Raw genomic sequence first — 20061 nt, forward strand, 5'->3', positions numbered from 1 at the left:
ATACTGGGAACGAATCATGGAAACGATTCATGTAGATTTAGCAGAACGTAGCTATCCCATCTCTATCGGCGTCGAGTTGTTTTGCAACCCGGCGCATTTTTCATCTGTAATACCTGCCAAAAAACGTGTTGTCGTTATCAGTAATGTAACGGTTGCTCCGCTATATGCTCAGCAAATCATCGACACTTTACATACGTTTGAATGCCAAGTATCACTACTGGAATTAGATGATGGTGAGCAATATAAAAATTTAGACACCTTCAATAATATTCTTACTTTCTTACTTGAAGAAAATCACAGTCGCGATGTAACTATTGTTGCTCTAGGTGGTGGAGTGGTTGGCGATGTCGTTGGCTTTGCTTCTGCGTGTTATCAACGTGGTGTTGATTTTATTCAAATACCGACAACACTTCTTTCTCAAGTCGATTCATCTGTTGGTGGTAAAACCGCAATAAATCATCCGCTTGGTAAGAATATGGTAGGGGCTTTTTATCAACCTAAAGCCGTTATTATAGATATTAATTGCCTAAAAACATTGCCTGAGCGAGAGTTCGCAGCAGGGATGGCAGAGGTGATTAAGTACGGAATTATTATTGACCGTGACTTTTTTGATTGGCTTGATGAAAACATGGATAAGCTATATGCACTCGATCATGATGCATTGGTGTATGCCATTTCACGTTGCTGCCAAATTAAGGCTGACGTTGTAGCAAAAGATGAAAAAGAGTCAGGAATGCGTGCACTCTTGAACCTAGGTCATACTTTTGGTCACGCGATTGAAGCTGAAATGGGTTATGGTAACTGGCTTCACGGTGAGGCAGTTTCTGCAGGAACAGTAATGGCTGCGGTTACGGCTCAGAAAGAAGGGTTAATTTCGCAAGAAGATGTAGAGCGTATTTGTGCTCTACTAGAAAAAGCGAAATTGCCTCTTAAAGCCCCAAAAGAAATGACAGTAGATGCATTTATGAAGCACATGATGCGTGACAAGAAAGTGTTGTCAGGTAAGTTACGCTTAGTTCTACCAACATCGATTGGCAGTTCCGAAGTTGTCACTGGTGTTTCTGAAGATGTACTTGCTGAAGTAATTGAGCAATGTAAGGCATAAAATATGAGTATTGGTCATGATTTAACTGTATTGGAATTAGAAAGCCAAATTGATGTGTTATCACGCATTCAATTTGTGTCTCGTTTTGGTTCTAATTTAGTACATATTGAAGGGGTTAAAGGCTCTGGAAAGTCATGGCTTGCTCAGCGCTATCTCGAAAAGTGGAGCGATGATGCTAATCAAGCTCTGCTTATGTGCCATCCAAATCAATCAATACAGCAACAACGCGGTATTATCCTAAAACAAGTTGTACGAGATCCTCTATTCAATGAATTTGATACTGTAGTAGACAGTATTGGGCGCATGTTAGCTGGAGAAAAGTGTAATTTAGTTTTAGTGATTGATGACGCTCATTTATTGCCTCCTGAATTACTTAGTGAATTATGGCTTTTAGTTCAAAAAGCGCAATTGACACCTAATTGGCAGATTAATGTTTTGCTCTTTTCGGAAGCGGGTAAGTTAACACCTGCGTTATCTCGCGTTTCTTATGGGCAAGAGAATAAGCCTGTTGATATCGATATCGTCCCATTAACTCAAGAAGAAGCGGCGACTTTTTCTGAAATGCTAGTGGTTCGTTTTGCAGCAAGTAGAGAAGAGAAAGCTAGGATTCGTAACTTGGTGGAGAAAACGAAGCGTTTACCTGCTGAGTTGATTGCTTTAGGCGAAAAGAAAACCGAGCGTCGAGTAATTATTCGTTCTGTAACAAATTCACCTGTTGGTGTTTTAGCGTTAGCCTCTCTTTTATTATTGGGTGCAGCGGGAGGGTATTGGTGGTTAAATCAATCATCAACCACGTCAGTTTCTCCTTCTGTGGATACCACGTTAGAGCATGATTCAAAGTTAGCGCTTGATATGGATGAAAGAATAGACAGTGCAATGAGTAACCTTGAACCAGAAGATGATACTCATACTATTCCGCCGGACGTTATTGATACACCTGTAATCGCAGAAACAAGTGTAGAAAAAAGTAAGCGAGTTATTGTACCTTCAGAGTTAGTAGATTCATTGGTTAGTGATTCTGCATCTATTGAGAATGAACAAAAAGAACCAACTAAAATAGAGAATGAAGAGCAAATAGTATCGGTAAAAGTGACGCCTACTGCTAAAGAAGGTAACGCGAAAGATAGCTCTACCCTTGAAAGTGAATTGGCATCTACAATAACGTTTACTTTAGCAACTAAAGAGTTGAAGACTATTTCTGATAAGCATTATATCTTACAGTTAGCAGCATTAACGAATGAAGAAGCGGTTCAAGAGTTCTTAGATGAATATAAAATTGAAAAATCAGTACGTATTTATCAAGCGCTTCGAAATGGGTCTATTTGGTATATTGTTACCTTTGGTGACTATGCATCAATTTCATTGGCACGTGGTGCAGTACAGACGTTACCAAGTTCAGTACAGACATTAGGGCCTTGGGCTAAATCTTTAGTACAAGTACACCGTGAAATTGATTCAGTAAAATAAGAGATAAGATAAACAGACCCTAGTAAAAAAATAGGGTACAATCCCCCGCTTTCTGAACTAAGGTAAAAAGGCGTAAAAGACGTATGAAAAAGCATCGCGCATTTCTCAAGTGGGCTGGCGGTAAATATAGCCTAGTAGAGGAAATTCAACGCCATCTTCCCGATGCTAGAAAACTGATCGAACCGTTTGTCGGTGCGGGCTCAGTATTTTTAAATACAAATTACGATCATTATCTTCTTGCCGATATTAATCCTGATTTAATCAATCTTTACAATCACCTTAAAGATGATCCTGAGCGTTTTGTTGAAGACGCTCGAGTGCTATTTCAACCAGAATATAATCAAAAAGAAGTGTATCTTGATTTGCGTATTGAATTTAACCAATGCACAGATACTTATCGTCGTTCTTTATTGTTTTTATACATGAATCGCCATGGCTTTAATGGTTTATGCCGTTATAACAAAAAAGGCGGTTTTAATGTGCCTTTTGGTTCGTATAAAAAACCGTACTTTCCAGAGAAAGAGATGTACTTTTTTGCCGAAAAAGCAAAGAAAGCAACGTTTGTCTGTGAAGGCTATGTCGATACCTTTAAACGAGCACGCAAAGGTGCCGTTGTTTATTGTGATCCTCCTTACGCTCCGCTTTCAACCACTGCGAATTTTACCTCTTATGCAGGTAATGGCTTCTCTCTTGATGACCAAGCAGCATTGGCGGATATTGCGGAAAAAGCCGCGTTTGAGCGTGATATCCCAGTATTGATCTCTAATCACGACACCACATTGACTCGTCGTCTTTACCACGGTGCAACACTTAATACTATTAAGGTGAAGCGTACGATCAGTCGAAATGGTGCCGGTCGTAATAAGGTTGATGAGCTAATGGCGTTATTCCACGCGCCTGAGTGCCGCGAGTAAATTAATCGTTACCCTTCAAAAATCCCATCGAAAGACTCATTGAGCTTAAGACAGGTTTATAATTATCAGGTAGAATTGCGCCGTCGATTTAATCGATTGCGCCATATCGTTGTGGCGATACTTAAATAATTATTAACCTGAGGCTCAACATGAAAGACTTTTTGATCGCACCATCTATTCTCTCTGCTGATTTTGCTCGTCTTGGTGAAGACGTTGAAAAAGTATTAGCGTCAGGTGCTGATGTTGTTCATTTCGATGTAATGGATAATCATTATGTTCCAAATTTAACGTTTGGTGCACCAATCTGTAAAGCACTGCGTGATTACGGTATTACGGCTCCAATCGATGTCCACCTTATGGTAAAGCCAGTAGATAGCATTGTTCCTGAGTTTGCTAAAGCAGGCGCAACGATGATCACCTTCCATGTAGAAGCGTCAGAGCATATTGATCGCACGCTTCAATTAATTAAAGAGCACGGTTGTCAGGCGGGGGTAGTATTAAACCCAGCAACGCCATTATCTTGCCTTGATTACATTCTAGATAAAGTAGACATGATCCTACTTATGTCAGTTAACCCAGGATTTGGTGGTCAATCATTCATTCCAAGTACCCTAGATAAATTACGTGCAGTACGTAAGTTGATCGATGAGTCAGGCCGTGATATTCGTCTTGAAATCGATGGGGGTGTGAAGGTTGATAACATTCGTGAAATCGCTGAAGCGGGTGCGGATATGTTCGTTGCGGGCTCTGCAATTTTTAATCAACCAAACTACAAAGAAGTGATTGATGAAATGCGTGCAGAGCTAGCAAAAGTAAAAGGTAATTAAGAATCATGTTTGAAAACATCAAACTGATCGCCTTTGATTTGGATGGGACGCTGCTTGATAGCGTTCCAGACTTAGCTCGTGCGGTTGACCTTGCTATGCAAGATGTAGGTTACCCAAGAGTCACGCTAGAACAAGCGTCTCATTGGATTGGTAATGGTGCAGATGTGCTTGTCTCTCGTGCACTAAGCCAAAGTGTCACAGTTCGAGAAGGGTTAGACTCTGAATTGGTTAAGCAAGCTCGCGCTCGTTTAGATCATCACTACCATGATGGTGGTCATGAGTTAAGTCATTTATACCCAAATGTGAAAGAGACGCTAGAAGCGCTTTATCAACAAGGTTACGCATTAGCACTTGTTACTAACAAGCCCGCACAATTTGTTCCTGAATTACTTGAACAACATCAGCTTGCTCATCTTTTTGTCGATGTGATCGGTGGCGACACCTTTGTTGAGAAAAAGCCGAATCCATTTGCACTTAATTGGTTGCTTGATAAGCACCAATTAACGCCTTCTGAGATGCTGATGGTAGGCGACTCAAGAAATGATATTCAAGCAGCTCAAGCAGCCGGTTGCTATAGCTTTGGTTTAACTTATGGCTATAACCATGGGGAGCCTATCGCAGATAGTCAGCCTGATGTGGTGAGTGATGAATTTAATCATTTATTAGCCGTGATGAGTGTGGCAAGATAGTATTCATTGATAAGTACAAATAAAGACTATCAATACAATAGAATAACCATTAAATGATCCCATCGTGGATCATTTAATTTTTACAGTTAAACAAGGAATCATAACCATGAGCAAGCCCATCGTATTAAGTGGTGTTCAACCATCAGGTGAACTAAGTATCGGTAACTACTTGGGTGCTCTACGTCAATGGCAACAGATGCAAGACGATTATGATTGTCAGTATTGTGTAGTAGACCTTCACGCAATTACGGTTCGTCAAGATCCTAAAGCGCTGCATGAAGCGACACTCGATGCACTGGCAATTTGTCTAGCGGTTGGTGTTGATCCTAAGAAGAGCACGCTATTTGTTCAGTCGCACGTACCAGAGCATGCTCAACTTGGTTGGCTTCTTAACTGTTACACTCAAATGGGTGAATTGAATCGTATGACTCAATTCAAAGATAAATCAAAGCGTTATGCAAATGACATTAACGTAGGTTTATTTGATTACCCAGTATTAATGGCGGCAGATATTCTGCTTTATGGCGCACATCAAGTCCCTGTTGGTAGCGATCAAAAGCAACATTTAGAACTAGCGCGTGATATTGCTAATCGTTTTAACAATATCTACAGCCCTGAAGCGCCATTATTTACCGTACCAGAACCGTACATTCCACAAGTGAATGCGCGTGTAATGAGCCTACAAGATGCGACGAAGAAAATGTCTAAATCAGACGATAACCGTAAGAACGTTATTACGCTGCTAGAAGATCCTAAGTCGATTCTTAAGAAGATTAATAAAGCACAAACAGATGCAGAAATGCCACCGCGTATTGCCCATGATTGGGAAAATAAAGCGGGTATTTCAAACCTGATGGGTCTGTACTCTGCGGCATCAGGTAAAACGTTTGAAGAGATCGAAGCGCAATACCAAGGTGTTGAAATGTACGGTCCATTCAAGAAAGACGTTGGTGAAGCGATTGTTACTATGCTTAAGCCTATCCAATCTGAATACAAGCGTATTCGTGAAGACCGTGCCTACATGGATTCAGTAATGAAAGCGGGTGCTGAGAAAGCCTCTGAGCGTGCTGCTGTAACATTGAAAAAAGCGTTTGAAGCGGTTGGTTTTGTTACTCGCCCATAGTCTTTAGCTCTGATAAAATAGATTGCTCGTAGGGTTTCTCTGCGAGCAATTTTTATTTCTTATTCATCTTTTTAAGTAGTTCTTTATGCTGTTAATGATCGACAATTATGATTCATTTACCTATAACCTATATCAGTACTTCTGTGAATTAGGTGCAGAGGTAAAAGTGGTTCGTAATGATGACATTGACATTGCAGGTATTGAGGCACTTAATCCATCTCATTTAGTTATCTCCCCTGGACCTTGTACGCCAAATGAAGCGGGTATTTCACTACAAGCAATCGAATATTTTGCGGGGAAACTGCCAATCTTAGGCGTGTGTTTAGGCCATCAAGCTATTGCTCAAGTATTTGGTGGTGACGTGATACGTGCGAAAAAAGTCATGCATGGTAAAACCTCGCCAATTATCCATACTAACCAAAGCGTATTTAAAGGGCTGAATAATCCTCTTACCGTGACTCGTTATCATTCATTAGTGGTTAAAGCTGAGACATTACCTTCATGCTTTGAAGTCACTGCATGGACAGAAAATGAAGTGGGAGAAATGGATGAGATCATGGGTTTTTGCCATAAAACGCTGCCGATTGAAGCAGTACAATTTCATCCTGAATCGATAATGACAGAGCAAGGTCACGATATCCTCTCTAATTTTATTAATAAATAATTAATATTTTCCCTGTTAACTAGAGCGATCTAGTTCACTCTTCTTACTTTTTCTTTTGTCTTTTTTTCTGCTTATTTATATGAAGATTTATGCATAAGCCTTGTGTCTTCTATTCTTATAAATTCGTTTACTTATCTACTCACCTGCTATAGCGTTATTCTATAACTATTCTAATAAACTGACTTATCAGTCAATATGATATAGATAATGGAACTTTTTTAGTTCAAAAAAAGAATTTTGTGCTATTGAAAAGGTTAATGGTTTGTAAATATTATGCTGAAAAACGGCATACGCAGAAGGAAAGTGTGATGACGACCAATTCACAAGTCGAACGTAAAGATTTTAATGATGTAATGATACCTTGTTATAACCCAATGGAAGTTATCCCCGTCAAAGGGGAAGGTGCTCGAGTGTGGGACCAAGCGAGCAAAGAGTACGTTGATTTTGCTGGTGGTATTGCAGTGAGTTGCTTAGGGCATTGTCATCCTATCATGGTTAATGCCTTACAAGAGCAATCACAAAAGCTGTGGCACCTTAGCAATGTGATGACCAATGAGCCTGCGATTCGTTTGGCCAAAAAACTCACAGAGGTGTCATTTGCTGAAAAAGTTTTCTTTGCTAACTCAGGTGCAGAAGCAAATGAAGCCGCTCTTAAATTAGCGAGACGATGGGCTGTCGATGTTCATGGAGAAGAAAAAAGTGAAATCATCGCATTTAAACAAGGCTTCCATGGTCGAACTTTCTTTACCGTAACCGTCGGTGGCCAAGCGGCTTATTCTGATGGTTTTGGTCCTAAGCCAGGTGATATCTCTCATCTTGAATACAATAATCTTGCAGAGCTTGAAGCGCACATGTCAGAAAAAACCTGTGCAATTATGATGGAGCCATTGCAAGGTGAAGGTGGATTAATTTCTCCTACATCAGAATTTGTAGAAGGTGTTAGATCACTGTGTGATAAATACAACGCACTGCTTATTTTTGATGAAGTACAAACGGGTAATGGTCGTACTGGTGACTTTTACGCGTACCAAGGCTTAGGCGTTACGCCTGATATTTTAAGTACTGCAAAATCACTGGGTGGTGGTTTTCCAATTGGTGCCATGCTAACAACGACAGATCTGGCTCAACACTTAAAAGTGGGTACACATGGATCAACTTATGGTGGTAACCCATTAGCATGTGCTGTTGCTGAAGCCGTTGTGGAAGAAGTGGCAAAGCCAGAAACATTGGCTGGCGTAAAAGAGCGTGAGCAATGGTTCCGCGATGGGCTAGAAGCGTTAAATGCAAAATACGATATGTTCGCAGAGATCCGCGGCAAAGGCTTGCTACTTGGCGCCGCATTAAATGACGCATGGCAAGGCCGTGCTCGCGATGTTCTTGTAGCAGCAGGCGAACAAGGGCTAATGGTTCTTGTTGCTGGAGTCAATGTTGTTCGATTTACTCCGTCGCTAGTTATTACTAAAGAAGACGTAGAGCTTGGTTTTGAGCGTCTAGATAAAGCACTTGCGTCATTAAATAAATAGATTCACATAAGGAGTTGGGCAACACCAGTAGATAGGGTTGCCTTTCTTTTATTTAGAGTAATCATCTAGTGCTCACTCCAATAGATAGTCTTGAAGTTTTATCTATTGGACTTAGCATAGTCTACGCAACATCGCATCGGAGGGAATATTGATGCTTGTTATTCGTCCTATCACTCAGGAAGATTATCCTGCACTTCATCAGTGCGCTGTGGAATCAGGTCATGGGTTCACCTCGCTACCCGTTAACGAAGAGCAATTACGAAATCGAATTGATCACTCCATAGATAGTTTTGAAAAAGAAGTTCAAGAGCCTGGAACAGAAGGTTACCTAATGGTTGGCCAAGATTCAGTAACGGGGGAAGTTACAGGAACTACAGGAATAGAAGCTGCGGTTGGTTTGGATTCTCCCTTCTATAATTATCACATCAGTAAAGTGGTTCATTTCTCACGTAAGCTCAATGTTAATAATGTCGTGAAGGTACTGACTTTTGGTAGCAATTACACTGGTAGTACTGAGATCTGTACGCTTTTCTTACGCCCAGAGTTTCGTGAAGGCCTCAATGGACGTTTAATGTCTAAGGCACGTTTTTTAATGATGGCGGAACATCCGCATCGTTTTTCAGACACTATTTTTGCAGAAATGCGTGGTGTTTCTGATGCAGAAGGGGAGTCACCATTTTGGAAATGGCTGCAAAAACACTTCTTCTCAATTGATTTTACTGAAGCGGATTATCTAACGGGTATTGGATATAAAGGATTCATTGCTGATCTTATGCCTAAGCTACCAATCTACGTTAGCTTATTAAGTAAAGAGGCTCAGGCGGTTATCGGTAAGGTGCATGACAACACTAAACCTGCTCTAAGACTATTAGAAAATGAAGGTTTCCGCTGTCGAGGTTATGTCGATATTTTTGATGCAGGGCCAACGGTTGAATGTGATTTACGCAGCATTGAATCGGTGCGAAATTCATTTAAAGCTAAAGTGATCATCACAGAGCATAACAGCTCACAGCAGTATTTAATTGCAAACACATCGTTTGAGAATTTCAGAGCAACAGCAACCACCGCCGCTTATGATAAAGCGACTGATACCGTTCATTTAACGCAAGAAGCGGCAACGGCATTGCAAGTAGAAGTCGATGATTACGTACGTTTATTAGCTCAATAGGGGATAAAGGATATGACACATTGGATTGCAGGGGATTGGGTTTCAGGACAAGGTGAAACCATACAATCAGTAAGCCCATACAACAGTGAAGTGGTGTGGGAAGGAGACAGCGCAACCAAAGAGCAGGTTGAGTCTGCCGTTAGTGCGGCACGTCATGCCTTTATTGAGTGGAAAAAGCAGCCTTTTGAAGCGCGCCAAGCGGTTATCGAGCGCTTTGCTGAATTGGTAAAAGAGAATGCTGATAAAGTTGCGGAAGTTATTGCAAAAGAGACGGGTAAACCTTTCTGGGAAACAAAAACCGAAGCGGGAGCTATGGTGGGGAAAATCGCGATTTCCATTCGTGCTTACCATGAAAGAACGCCACATAAAGAGCGTGAAGCAGCAGGGAATAAAATTGTACTAAGACATCGCCCACTAGGAGTAATGGCTGTCTTTGGACCGTATAACTTCCCAGGACACCTACCAAATGGTCATATCGTTCCTGCCTTACTTGCGGGTAATACCGTGGTATTAAAACCTTCAGAGCAAACACCATGGACTAGTGAAGTGATCATGAAGTTATGGCAGCAAGCTGGTTTACCTAACGGTGTGATTAATTTAGTGCAAGGTGCTCGTGAAACGGGTGAAGCACTGGCTAGCGCTAAAGGGATTGATGGCTTGTTATTTACTGGTAGTGCGAATACTGGACATATCCTACATCGCCAATTTGCAGGAGATACAGGGAAAATGCTGGCCCTAGAAATGGGCGGCAATAATCCGATGGTTATTTCAAAAGACTTTGGTGATCAAGAAGCGACGGTTTATACCATTATTCAGTCAGCTTTTATCAGTGCTGGTCAGCGTTGTACTTGTGCTCGTCGTCTGTATGTGCCAAAAGGCCAAGCTGGAGATGAGTTAGTTGTGCGTCTTGTTGAAGTCGCAAAAAACATTGTGGTTGATCAACCGTTTGCTGATAATGCGCCATTCATGGGACCGCAAATATCAGTCGCTGCGGCAGAGTTTATTTTAAATGCTCAGAAGAATTTACAAGCTTTAGGTGGTGAATCACTGCTTGAGGCGAAAAGCTTAGGTCACGCCTTTGTTTCTCCGGGCATTATCGATGCCACTAATGTTGCTGAATTGCCGGATGAAGAATACTTTGGCCCATTATTGCAAATAGTACGCTATGAAACGTTAGAAGAAGCGGTAGAGCTTGCTAATGACACTCGTTATGGTTTATCGGCAGGCCTTGTTTCAACGAATGACAATGAGTGGGAATATTTTGTAGAGCATATTCGTGCAGGTATTGTAAATCGTAACCGTCAATTAACTGGAGCAAGTGGTGACGCGCCATTTGGTGGTCCGGGTGCATCAGGCAATATGAAACCAAGTGCTTACTATGCGGCAGATTATTGTGCCTACCCAATGGCCTCAATGGAAGGCGATACCTGTGAAATTCCCGCTCAACTGTCTCCGGGTTTAACTTTATAAGAGGTGATAGGCATGAATAACGTAACGTCTTTATTTTCGTCATTATGGCAAGATTATATTGCTCGTTTATCCCCATCGGCAGGAAGGGTTCATCAGTTATTATCTAATGGCGATGAATTGATTAACGATCACATTGCATTACGTACGTTTAATTTGCCTAAGGTTGGCTTGCAAACGTTAGCCGCCCCATTTTTAGCAATAGGGTATAAAGCGTGTGAGACGTATGATTTTGAGACTAAAAAACTCAAAGCACAGCATTTTGAGCATCCAGATCCTAATGTGCCACTTGTTTTTATTAGTGAGATTTTAGTTGAAGAGCTATCGCTTGAGACTCAGAACATTATTCATGCTTTGGTTGAACAGGTGCCAGCGCATTATTTTGCGACCAGCGATTTTCTTTCAGCGGGCCGTCCTTGGGCGTTAAGTTTTGAGGAATATCAAATCTTAGCAAAAGAGAGTGAGTACGCTTCTTGGTTAGCTGCTCATGGCTATGGCGCAAATCACTTTACGGTTTATGTTAATCAGCTTGAAGCGTTTGCTGAAGTGGTTGATGTGAACCAACACTTACGTGATGCTGGTTTTGCAATGAACGAAGTGGGTGGTGAAGTGAAAGGCTCTCCTGAGGTTTACTTAGAACAGTCATCAACCATGGCCGATAAAGTGAAAGTGAGCTTTACTGAGGGTGAGTTTGACATCCCTGGTGGATTTTATGAGTTTGCTAAGCGTTATTCGCTACCTAATGGCAAGATATATACAGGATTTGTCGCTGCATCTGCTGATAAAATTTTTGAAAGCACAGACAGTTAATTCTAAAATTTAGGCATAAAAAAACGCAGCTCAAGAGCTGCGTTTTTATTTGTTTAAGATAAGCGTTAAATTAACGAGTACCGTAAACTACAATTGTTTTACCGTGTGCTGAGATCAAGTTTTGCTCTTCAAGCATCTTCAAGATGCGGCCAACAGTTTCACGTGAACAACCTACAATTTGACCGATCTCTTGACGAGTGATCTTAATTTGCATGCCATCTGGGTGAGTCATTGCATCTGGTTGTTTAGCTAGATTCAATAGAGTCTGAGCGATACGGCCTGTAACGTCTAGGAATGCTAAATCACCTACTTTTTGGCTAGTGATTTGTAGACGAGTTGCCATTTGAGCAGAAAGACGCATCAGAATATCTGGGTTTACTTGAATAAGCTGACGGAATTTCTTAAATGAAATTTCAGCCACTTCACAAGGGCTTTTAGCACGAACCCATGCTGAACGTTCTTGACCTTCTTCAAACAAGCCAAGTTCACCGATGAAATCACCTTGGTTAAGGTAAGAAAGGATCATTTCCTTTCCTTCTTCATCTTTGATAAGTACAGCAACAGAACCTTTTACGATGTAGTAAAGAGTCTCAGCTTTTTCACCCGCGTGAATCAAAGTACTTTTTGATGGGTACTTATGAATGTGACAATGAGATAAGAACCACTCTAATGTTGGATCTGTCTGAGGTTTACCTAGAACCATACTTTATACTTCCTCTGCGTTTGCCAAGTAGGCGATGTCCATTTTAAAATAACTGAGCCAAATATCAGTTTGGCCTATACAATATGGTTATCGGAACAAGGCTGCATGTTCGTTGAGATAATTGATAAAATCATACCCTGTTTCGCAACCGATTTCTTGACTTTGATCGTATGAATAGTGCGACCAAGGGCACAGTTTCGTGAAATGGATCATGAGTTTTCCTTTTATGTAGTAAAGAGGCTTTTATGAATGCTGAAGTTAAATGGATTGATGGATTTACTTTCTTAGGTCAATCTCAATCAGGTCACTCTGTGGTAATGGATGGAAATGGTGGTGAAAAAGCCCCAAGCCCGATGGAATTAGTGTTAATGGCCGCTGGTGGATGCAGTTCTGTTGATGTTGTTGATGGTCTAAAATCCGCAAATCAAGAAGTACTTGGTTGTGTTGCAAAGCTATCAAGTGAGCGTCGTGAAACTGCGCCGAAGCTGTTTACTCATATTAATATTCACTTTGAAGTGAGTGGCGATAACCTTAATCCTAAGGTGGTTGAGCAAGTCACCGCTGATTCATTACAGAAATATTGTTCGGTGTGTTTAATGCTAGGTGAAGGCATTGAGGTGACGCATTCTTGGGAAATTATTGCTTAAATAATTCTTTGCAAAGAAAAGCCTCATACATTTTGATGTATGAGGCTTTATTTTTAACTCGTAATAATGAACTGATAATTACGAGTATTAGTCGTCCATTATAGAATAAAGCGACTTAGATCTTCATCTGCGACTAGATCACCCAAGCGAGAGGTAACGTAAGCTGCATCAACAGTTAGGCTTTCACCGTCTTTTTCAGATGCATCGTAAGAGATCTCTTCCATTAGACGTTCCATTACAGTATGTAGACGACGTGCGCCAATGTTTTCTGTGCTTTCGTTCACTTGGAATGCTGATTCTGCAATACGAGTAATGCCATCTTCAGTAAACTCAAGATTAACATTTTCTGTCGCTAATAACGCGATGTATTGTTCTGTTAACGAGGCATTTGGTTCTGTCAGGATACGTTTAAAGTCGTTCGCAGTTAATGCTTCAAGTTCAACACGAATAGGCAATCGACCTTGCAATTCAGGGATAAGATCCGATGGCTTAGCCATTTGAAATGCACCTGAAGTGATAAATAACATGTGATCTGTTTTTACCATACCATGCTTCGTACTTACTGTGCTGCCTTCTACTAATGGAAGTAGGTCACGTTGCACGCCTTCACGAGATACATCACCAGATTGAGAGTTGGAATCTTTACAGATTTTATCAATCTCATCAATAAAGACGATACCGTGATTTTCCACATTGAAAATAGCTTGTTCTTTTAGCTCTTCAGGGTTAACTAATTTAGCACCTTCTTCTTCAGCTAGGGCTTTAAGTGCGTCTTTGATTTTCATCTTACGCTTTTTAGTTGTGTCACCACCAGATAGGTTTTGGAACATACCTTGAAGTTGGTTTGTCATCTCTTCCATACCAGGAGGAGCCATGATTTCTACGCCAACTTGAGGTGCAGCAACATCGACTTCGATTTCTTTATCGTCTAGATTACCTTCACGTAATTTTTTACGGAAAGATTGGCGAGTACCAGAGTCATTATCACCTTCTTCATTTTTACCCCATGCATCGCGTGCAGGAGGTAATAGAATGTCTAGAATACGATCTTCAGCTTGTTCTTCGGCTCGGAATTTTACTTTGTCTACCGCTTGTTGATGCGTCATTTTTATTGCAACATCAGTTAAGTCGCGAATGATGCTATCAACTTCTTTACCGACGTAACCCACTTCAGTAAATTTAGTTGCTTCAACTTTGATGAAAGGTGCATTCGCTAGTTTCGCTAAGCGACGTGCAATTTCAGTTTTACCAACCCCTGTTGGTCCGATCATTAAAATATTTTTTGGTGTAACTTCTGCACGCAACTCAGGGTTAAGTTGCATACGACGCCAGCGATTACGTAAGGCAATAGCAACGGAACGCTTTGCTTTATCTTGACCAATAATATGGCTATCTAGTTCGTGTACTATTTCACGAGGAGTCATCTCAGACATGGGTATTCCTTATTATCTGTCGTTAAACGTTCAATTCTTCAACGGTATGATTATGGTTAGTGTAGACGTCAATATCACCAGCAATAGTTAATGCTTTAGTTGCGATTTCACGTGCATCTAATTCTGTGTTCTCTAATAATGCTGTTGCTGCAGAACGAGCGAAATAGCCACCAGAACCAATGGTAAGAAGGTCATTATCGGCATTAATTAAATCACCAGTACCGCTAATGATTAGAGACGTTGTTTTATCAGCAACAATTAACATTGCCTCAAGACGGCGTAAAGCGCGATCACTACGCCATTCTTTAGCGAGTTCAACGGCAGCTTTGGTTAAATTACCTTGGTGCATTTCTAATTTTCGTTCACACAGGTCAAACAGAATGAATGCATCAGCAGTGCTACCAGCAAAGCCAACTAGAACGGAATCATTGTAAAGGCGACGTACTTTCTTTACGTTACCTTTTGCGATCATATCACCTTGAGATGCTTGGCCATCGCCAGCAACCACGACTTTGCCTTCACGGCGTACAGAAACTATTGTAGTCACGAGTAAAACCTCTTATTCGATGATGTAATTTAATGAGACTCTTACATTAATCTTTATGATTATTACTATTGTAATGGGGGGGATGATGTTGCTTTTCAAGATGAGTAGAATAGAAAAAGGAGCACTTGATGTGCTCCTTTTGGTAAATGTGTGATGTTATTACGACTTTTTATACTGAGCTTTACTGATCTTTCCAGATAGCGCATGGCTCTATTTTAGCTCGTTGTAATTTATGGCGATCTTTTTCAGCATCACGCTTAAATTTATACGGACCTAAAACTACTTTAAACCAGCTGCTGCCTTCTGCATGCCTAACCGTTGAAGTTAGCCCTTGGAACGCAATGTTCATTTTACGTTCTTCGGCTTGTGAGCGATTTTTATAAGCGCCACATTGCATGATATAAGGGATTTCAGAAACTTTAAGTTCTTTTTGTTCAACTTCAATTTCTTTATTTGGCAGTTCATCCATATAGCTCCACTGCTCTTCAGGCATTGGAGGTATTTCTTCCGTGTTAGATTTCTTTTTAGCTTTAATTGGAACAACCTCCGTCACCGTTGATTTTGTCTCTGGTGCAGGAGAGTCATTTAGAAAGTAAAGGGCGTAACCAAACACAGCGACTAAGAGAGCGGCAACAGCAACTGCTTTCCATGGTGTTGAACCATTAGATATAGGTTGTTTATCCCCTTTTTTCTTGGCTGGTTTCTTTGTCGCTTTCTTAGGAGAGCGTCCACGTTTTACATAATCTTTATTGGCCACAGTACTTTAACTTTATACAGAATTACAGAGAGAATACGCTATGGTAATCAGTTGTATGAATGCATACCAGCACTTGTGTAAAAAAGTACGCAAAAAGTCACTATTTAGACAGATTCATCGTCTTATAAGAATGACTTTTGTGTGTTGGCTCTTTTTATGTTGGTTTAAAGCCCTATTTTAGCGATTCTTTGGTGGTGCAGTACTTCCTCTAAGTACTAACGAGGATTCAAGTAAGCGAGATCCAGAACGAACATCATGCCCTTTTAGTAAATCTAAAAGCATGAGCATAGATTGGCGACCAATCTCATAACGAGGTTGTGAAATAGTCGTCAGTGGTGGATCGCAATACTGAGAGAATTCAATGTCATCAAAACCCATGATGGAAATATCTTGGGGAACACGGAATCCCATTTGTTTTGCTTTTTGAATTGCTCCTATTGCCATTATGTCATTATGGCAAAAGACCGCGGTAGGTGGGGATGAAAGTGAAAGCAATTGAGCAATTGCGGTTGTTCCGGCTTCAAAATTGAAGTTGCCATAATGCACATATGAATTGTTCATTGTAATGCCAGCACGACGTAAGGCTTGTTGGTAACCTTGATGTCTAAATTGACACAATGCAGAGTCTTCGGGTCCAGATAATTCAGCGATCCTATTATGGCCTAACTTGGTTAGGTAATTTACTGCTTCAAATGCTGCTGTTAGATTATCGATATGAACTGTTGGTAGTTCGAGTTCTGGTGCATATTCACAAGCCATTACAAGAGGAGGTAAGTTTTTTTGTTCTTGGCGGCTGGCATTAAAAGGAAGATCAGAACCGAGTAAAACCATGCCATCAACTTGTTTGGTGTAAACAAGGTTTACAAAAGATTGCTCGCGCTTTTTCTGTTGGCTGCTATCACCCACTAAAATGACATAACCATTTTCAACGGCAGTATCTTCAATACCTCGTAAGATATCACTAAAGTAAGGGTCACAGATATCAGGAACAATCGTTACAATGGTTTTTGATTCATTACGACGTAATGTACGGGTTAATGTCGTTGGAGAATAGCCAGTTTCTACGATGGCGCCTTCTACGCGTTTACGGGTGGATAATGACACCTTCTCTGGAGTCATTAATGCTCGTGATACGGTAGCTGTTGATACACCTGCCGATAAAGCAACGTCCTTCATTGTCGCCATATATATTCCTCTCCCAACTGTCTTTAAATCTAAAGTGAACGATTGATCTAATTATTTGAAGAGATATTTTATGTGTAAAATAAAGATTTAAATACGGCGCGTTTAACAAAAATTACATCTGGATCGTGAATTGACTCACACCAGGGTCGATTGTTTTTCATTTAAGGAATAAAGTTTAATCAATAAACCCTTCTTTTAAGTAAGGTCTTGTGGTTCTATGTCTAAAGTCCAACGTACTTTTTTTGCCAGCGGTAGTAATTCAATTGCTGTTTTAGCTCCGCGTAGCATGGATTGCATAACGGTTCTATTTGGTGCTTGAAAAAGTAATTGCCAACGATACTTTCCTGCTCGTCTTGCTAAAGGTGCAGGTATTGGTCCGAGGACGGGGGTTGCGTCATGAAATAGTGGATGGCTTTCTAAAATATCACGAACTTGTCGTAAGAATTGTTCCACGTTATCGCTGTTGTTTGCTTCCGCTCTAAATAGAGAGAGGTGAGTATATGGCGGTAATTGAGCAAATTTTCGCTCTTGTAAAGCATACTCAGCAAAGTGGCCATAGCCTTGATGTAATAAGCTCTGAAGTAGAGAGTGTTCTGGGTGATGAGTTTGTAGGATTACTTCGCCAGGTTTACTTGCGCGGCCTGCACGTCCTGCCACTTGAATAAATAATTGAGCTAAGCGCTCTGGTGCGCGAAAATCACTACTAAACAGTGAGCTATCCACGTCAATTAAACCAACGAGCGTAACGTTAGGGAAATGGTGACCTTTAGCTAACATTTGAGTACCAATCAGAATTTGGTATTCATTCTTTTTGATCGCTTCTAAATAATTCTCGAGGCTACCTTTTCGACGAGTACTGTCTCGATCAATACGAACGGTTTTGTATTCAGGAAATAGATTCATGAGCTGGGTTTCAAGCTGTTCTGTACCAACACCAACTGAAATGAGTTGAGTTGAGCCGCACCCTTGGCATTGATGAATAATAGGTTGTTGTGAGCCACAATGATGACAACGAATTTCATTACTGTGTTGATGAAAGGTATAGAAGGCATCACAACGCTTACATTCAGCCATCCAACCACATTCATGACACATCAATGCAGGAGAGAAACCTCGACGGTTCAAAAATAGCATTACCTGACTACCTTTAGATAAATGTTTTCTCATTTGAGCTATTAGGGGAGCCGATAATCCACTATTTAGGTATAGTCCTTTTACATCTAGTACGCCATGACGCGCAGGAATTGCTGTGCCAGCGCGCTTGGTTAATGTTAAATGATGGTACTTACCTACTTTCGCGTTATGAAGTGTCTCTAGTGCTGGCGTCGCAGAGCCTAAAATAATCGGTATGTTATCTAAGTTAGCGCGCATTACCGCAAGATCACGAGCATGGTATCTCATGCTGTCTTGTTGTTTATAAGAGGCATCATGTTCTTCATCTACAATGATGATTCCGAGATCATGGAAAGGCGTGAACAGAGCGGAACGAGTACCAATAATAATACCTGCGTGATTATCTCGAGCAGCTAGCCATGCATTTAAGCGCTCAGTATCATTGAGTGCAGAATGGATCATATCAACGGGAACATTAAAGCGGTGCTTAAATCGATTAATCGTTTGTGGGGTTAAGCCAATTTCAGGTACCAAGATAAGGGCTTGGCGACCTGCTTTTAGAATAGGTTCCAATAATTGTAAGTAGACTTCTGTTTTTCCTGACCCTGTTACACCGTCCAGTAAATAACAACCAAACTCGGGATTTGAATTAACCGTAGCAATAGCAATGGCTTGCTCTTCATTGAGTTGAGGTTTTTCTTGGGTTACTTCAACATTTCGATGCCAATTGGTAGGCTTAGGTGCAAGCGATATTTCTTCTATCCATCCTTTATCGGCGACTGCTTTTAAAGTGGCAGCAGTAATGTCTTCTTCTAACATTTGTTCATGGCTACATTGGTGGTGGCGTACTAAATTGAGTGCTTTGGCTTGTTTTGGTGCACGGGTTAGCTTGTTGAGATCTTGGTTTTTTCCTAGCTCAGTTATTTGCCATGCTTTAAGTGCGGCAAAGTTGGCTTCTTTTCCCTTACGTAGCCAAGCAGGCATAGCATTAGCTAAGGTGTCACCTAATGGGTATTGGTAATAAGTACTACTCCAATTAAGTAACTTATAGAGATGTACTGGCCATAATGAAGTGTTATCAAGAACCGCATCAATGCCTTTTAGTTTTTCACGAGAAAATTCAGATTCATTACTTAGTTTTACGACAATACCAATTAAACGCTGACGACCAAAAGGCACTTTTACACGGCCACCAATGGCAGGTGTTTGACCCGGTTTGATTAAGTAATCAAACGTACGATCAAGAGGAACAGGCAGTGCAACGTGTGCAATTGAATACGGCATGGTTAACATCAGTAAGGAATAATATGAGGAATAGTCTACTCTTAGATAAGAATATCGCAACGGAGTAAAATAATCGGTGAAAAAAGTAACAGATTAGTTGATTGATCGCTCCAGATTCATTACTATACGCGACCTTAAGTAAGTGTAATCTATTTATGCTTATTATTTTTGTTAAACTACGTGTGGTGTTCGGCTTAGATTCGGATAGCGACACGGCCTAAACTATAAGGTTTTCCCCATGAAAGTAGGTATCCACCCAGAATACAAAGCTGTTAAAGCTACTTGTTCTTGCGGTAACGAGTTCGAATTCAGCTCTGCACTAGGCAAAGAAACAATCCACCTAGACGTATGTGACAAATGTCACCCGTTCTACACTGGTAAGCAACGTATCGTTGATACTGGCGGCCGTGTTGATCGCTTCAACAAACGTTTCGGTGCAATTGGTTCTAAGAAATAATTACCAATTTCCGATAAAAGAGGAGTCCTATAGGGCTCCTTTTTTTATGCTTGAAATGCAGAGAAATATCACTTTCTTGTTTTAAATAAAGGAATAATATCCTTCATTAAAGGCCACGTTTTTGTTGGTACGATCTGTAAGTGAGGACTATGAAGTTTGAGCTAGATCAACTATTATA

19 protein-coding genes are annotated in these 20061 nt (G+C 40.8%); 13 read left to right on the forward strand and 6 right to left on the reverse strand.

All coding sequences use genetic code 11. The features are described 5' to 3' along the window. Window positions 1-16: 16 nt before the first annotated feature. From aroB to AC2IP4_RS01450, 11 genes are all read left to right on the forward strand, one after another. Complete coding sequence (aroB, locus tag AC2IP4_RS01400; protein ID WP_375321282.1) at window positions 17-1105, forward strand: 3-dehydroquinate synthase; 1089 nt, start codon at window positions 17-19, stop codon at window positions 1103-1105. A gap of 3 nt (window positions 1106-1108) precedes the next feature. Further along, window positions 1109-2572 (forward strand): SPOR domain-containing protein, encoded by a 1464-nt coding sequence (locus AC2IP4_RS01405; RefSeq protein ID WP_486306771.1) that lies wholly within the window; start codon window positions 1109-1111, stop codon window positions 2570-2572. A gap of 83 nt (window positions 2573-2655) precedes the next feature. Next, window positions 2656-3486 carry an adenine-specific DNA-methyltransferase gene (dam, locus tag AC2IP4_RS01410; RefSeq protein WP_130088139.1) on the forward strand — a complete coding sequence of 277 codons (831 nt, stop codon included), beginning with the start codon at window positions 2656-2658 and terminating at the stop codon, window positions 3484-3486. Window positions 3487-3635: 149 nt separating this feature from the next. Continuing rightward, the gene (gene rpe, locus AC2IP4_RS01415; RefSeq protein WP_130043895.1) at window positions 3636-4313 is read left to right on the forward strand and encodes a ribulose-phosphate 3-epimerase; all 678 of its coding nucleotides are present in this window, start codon (window positions 3636-3638) and stop codon (window positions 4311-4313) included. A 5-nt stretch (window positions 4314-4318) separates the two neighbouring features. Continuing rightward, window positions 4319-5002, forward strand: coding sequence for a phosphoglycolate phosphatase (locus AC2IP4_RS01420; protein WP_130047182.1), 684 nt, complete (start codon window positions 4319-4321; stop codon window positions 5000-5002). Between the two features lie 106 nt (window positions 5003-5108). Then, window positions 5109-6125, forward strand: a complete 1017-nt coding sequence (trpS, locus tag AC2IP4_RS01425; protein ID WP_375321280.1) for a tryptophan--tRNA ligase — start codon at window positions 5109-5111, stop codon at window positions 6123-6125. Between the two features lie 85 nt (window positions 6126-6210). Beyond that, complete coding sequence (locus AC2IP4_RS01430; RefSeq protein WP_130047181.1) at window positions 6211-6789, forward strand: aminodeoxychorismate/anthranilate synthase component II; 579 nt, start codon at window positions 6211-6213, stop codon at window positions 6787-6789. A gap of 308 nt (window positions 6790-7097) precedes the next feature. Beyond that, window positions 7098-8312, forward strand: coding sequence for an aspartate aminotransferase family protein (locus tag AC2IP4_RS01435; RefSeq protein WP_486306770.1), 1215 nt, complete (start codon window positions 7098-7100; stop codon window positions 8310-8312). Between the two features lie 151 nt (window positions 8313-8463). Next, window positions 8464-9480 (forward strand): arginine N-succinyltransferase, encoded by a 1017-nt coding sequence (gene astA, locus AC2IP4_RS01440; RefSeq protein ID WP_130047179.1) that lies wholly within the window; start codon window positions 8464-8466, stop codon window positions 9478-9480. Between the two features lie 12 nt (window positions 9481-9492). Then, window positions 9493-10950: a succinylglutamate-semialdehyde dehydrogenase gene (gene astD, locus AC2IP4_RS01445; RefSeq protein WP_486310489.1), complete on the forward strand. Its 1458-nt coding sequence runs from the start codon at window positions 9493-9495 to the stop codon at window positions 10948-10950. Window positions 10951-10962: 12 nt separating this feature from the next. Next, window positions 10963-11757 (forward strand): DUF1338 domain-containing protein, encoded by a 795-nt coding sequence (locus tag AC2IP4_RS01450; protein WP_375321278.1) that lies wholly within the window; start codon window positions 10963-10965, stop codon window positions 11755-11757. A gap of 70 nt (window positions 11758-11827) precedes the next feature. On the opposite strand, the gene crp is transcribed toward AC2IP4_RS01450, so the two are convergent. Then, window positions 11828-12460, reverse strand: a complete 633-nt coding sequence (gene crp, locus AC2IP4_RS01455) for a cAMP-activated global transcriptional regulator CRP (protein ID WP_005421074.1) — start codon at window positions 12458-12460, stop codon at window positions 11828-11830. A 245-nt stretch (window positions 12461-12705) separates the two neighbouring features. Here crp and AC2IP4_RS01460 point away from each other — a divergent pair, with 245 nt between their 5' ends. Further along, complete coding sequence (locus tag AC2IP4_RS01460; protein ID WP_486310490.1) at window positions 12706-13107, forward strand: OsmC family protein; 402 nt, start codon at window positions 12706-12708, stop codon at window positions 13105-13107. Window positions 13108-13205: 98 nt separating this feature from the next. Here AC2IP4_RS01460 and hslU read toward each other — a convergent pair whose 3' ends face one another. The 5 genes from hslU to priA all read right to left on the reverse strand — a co-directional run bounded on the left by hslU (window position 13206) and on the right by priA (window position 19426). Further along, window positions 13206-14540, reverse strand: coding sequence for an ATP-dependent protease ATPase subunit HslU (hslU, locus tag AC2IP4_RS01465; protein ID WP_105053891.1), 1335 nt, complete (start codon window positions 14538-14540; stop codon window positions 13206-13208). 22 nt (window positions 14541-14562) lie between these two features. Beyond that, window positions 14563-15087, reverse strand: a complete 525-nt coding sequence (hslV, locus tag AC2IP4_RS01470) for an ATP-dependent protease subunit HslV (RefSeq protein WP_060992620.1) — start codon at window positions 15085-15087, stop codon at window positions 14563-14565. 181 nt (window positions 15088-15268) lie between these two features. Continuing rightward, window positions 15269-15844, reverse strand: coding sequence for an SPOR domain-containing protein (locus AC2IP4_RS01475; protein ID WP_375321276.1), 576 nt, complete (start codon window positions 15842-15844; stop codon window positions 15269-15271). Window positions 15845-16021: 177 nt separating this feature from the next. After that, window positions 16022-17029 (reverse strand): DNA-binding transcriptional regulator CytR, encoded by a 1008-nt coding sequence (cytR, locus tag AC2IP4_RS01480; RefSeq protein ID WP_486310491.1) that lies wholly within the window; start codon window positions 17027-17029, stop codon window positions 16022-16024. Window positions 17030-17224: 195 nt separating this feature from the next. After that, window positions 17225-19426 (reverse strand): primosomal protein N', encoded by a 2202-nt coding sequence (gene priA, locus AC2IP4_RS01485; RefSeq protein ID WP_486310492.1) that lies wholly within the window; start codon window positions 19424-19426, stop codon window positions 17225-17227. A 238-nt stretch (window positions 19427-19664) separates the two neighbouring features. Between priA and rpmE the strand changes: the two genes are divergently transcribed. Further along, window positions 19665-19883 (forward strand): 50S ribosomal protein L31, encoded by a 219-nt coding sequence (gene rpmE, locus AC2IP4_RS01490; protein WP_060992617.1) that lies wholly within the window; start codon window positions 19665-19667, stop codon window positions 19881-19883. Window positions 19884-20061 lie beyond the last annotated feature (178 nt).

The sequence above is a fragment of the Aliivibrio thorii genome, assembly GCF_057368585.1.

Coding starts and splice junctions, on each gene's coding strand:
- AC2IP4_RS01460 (WP_486310490.1), top strand. CDS start 12,706: ATGAATGCTGAAGTTAAATGGATTGATGGATTTACTTTCTTAGGTCAA.
- trpS (WP_375321280.1), top strand. CDS start 5,109: ATGAGCAAGCCCATCGTATTAAGTGGTGTTCAACCATCAGGTGAACTA.
- crp (WP_005421074.1), bottom strand. CDS start 12,460: ATGGTTCTAGGTAAACCTCAGACAGATCCAACATTAGAGTGGTTCTTA.
- AC2IP4_RS01420 (WP_130047182.1), top strand. CDS start 4,319: ATGTTTGAAAACATCAAACTGATCGCCTTTGATTTGGATGGGACGCTG.
- rpe (WP_130043895.1), top strand. CDS start 3,636: ATGAAAGACTTTTTGATCGCACCATCTATTCTCTCTGCTGATTTTGCT.
- AC2IP4_RS01450 (WP_375321278.1), top strand. CDS start 10,963: ATGAATAACGTAACGTCTTTATTTTCGTCATTATGGCAAGATTATATT.
- cytR (WP_486310491.1), bottom strand. CDS start 17,029: ATGGCGACAATGAAGGACGTTGCTTTATCGGCAGGTGTATCAACAGCT.
- astA (WP_130047179.1), top strand. CDS start 8,464: ATGCTTGTTATTCGTCCTATCACTCAGGAAGATTATCCTGCACTTCAT.
- AC2IP4_RS01430 (WP_130047181.1), top strand. CDS start 6,211: ATGCTGTTAATGATCGACAATTATGATTCATTTACCTATAACCTATAT.
- hslU (WP_105053891.1), bottom strand. CDS start 14,540: ATGTCTGAGATGACTCCTCGTGAAATAGTACACGAACTAGATAGCCAT.
- astD (WP_486310489.1), top strand. CDS start 9,493: ATGACACATTGGATTGCAGGGGATTGGGTTTCAGGACAAGGTGAAACC.
- AC2IP4_RS01435 (WP_486306770.1), top strand. CDS start 7,098: ATGACGACCAATTCACAAGTCGAACGTAAAGATTTTAATGATGTAATG.
- AC2IP4_RS01405 (WP_486306771.1), top strand. CDS start 1,109: ATGAGTATTGGTCATGATTTAACTGTATTGGAATTAGAAAGCCAAATT.
- rpmE (WP_060992617.1), top strand. CDS start 19,665: ATGAAAGTAGGTATCCACCCAGAATACAAAGCTGTTAAAGCTACTTGT.
- priA (WP_486310492.1), bottom strand. CDS start 19,426: ATGCCGTATTCAATTGCACACGTTGCACTGCCTGTTCCTCTTGATCGT.
- aroB (WP_375321282.1), top strand. CDS start 17: ATGGAAACGATTCATGTAGATTTAGCAGAACGTAGCTATCCCATCTCT.
- dam (WP_130088139.1), top strand. CDS start 2,656: ATGAAAAAGCATCGCGCATTTCTCAAGTGGGCTGGCGGTAAATATAGC.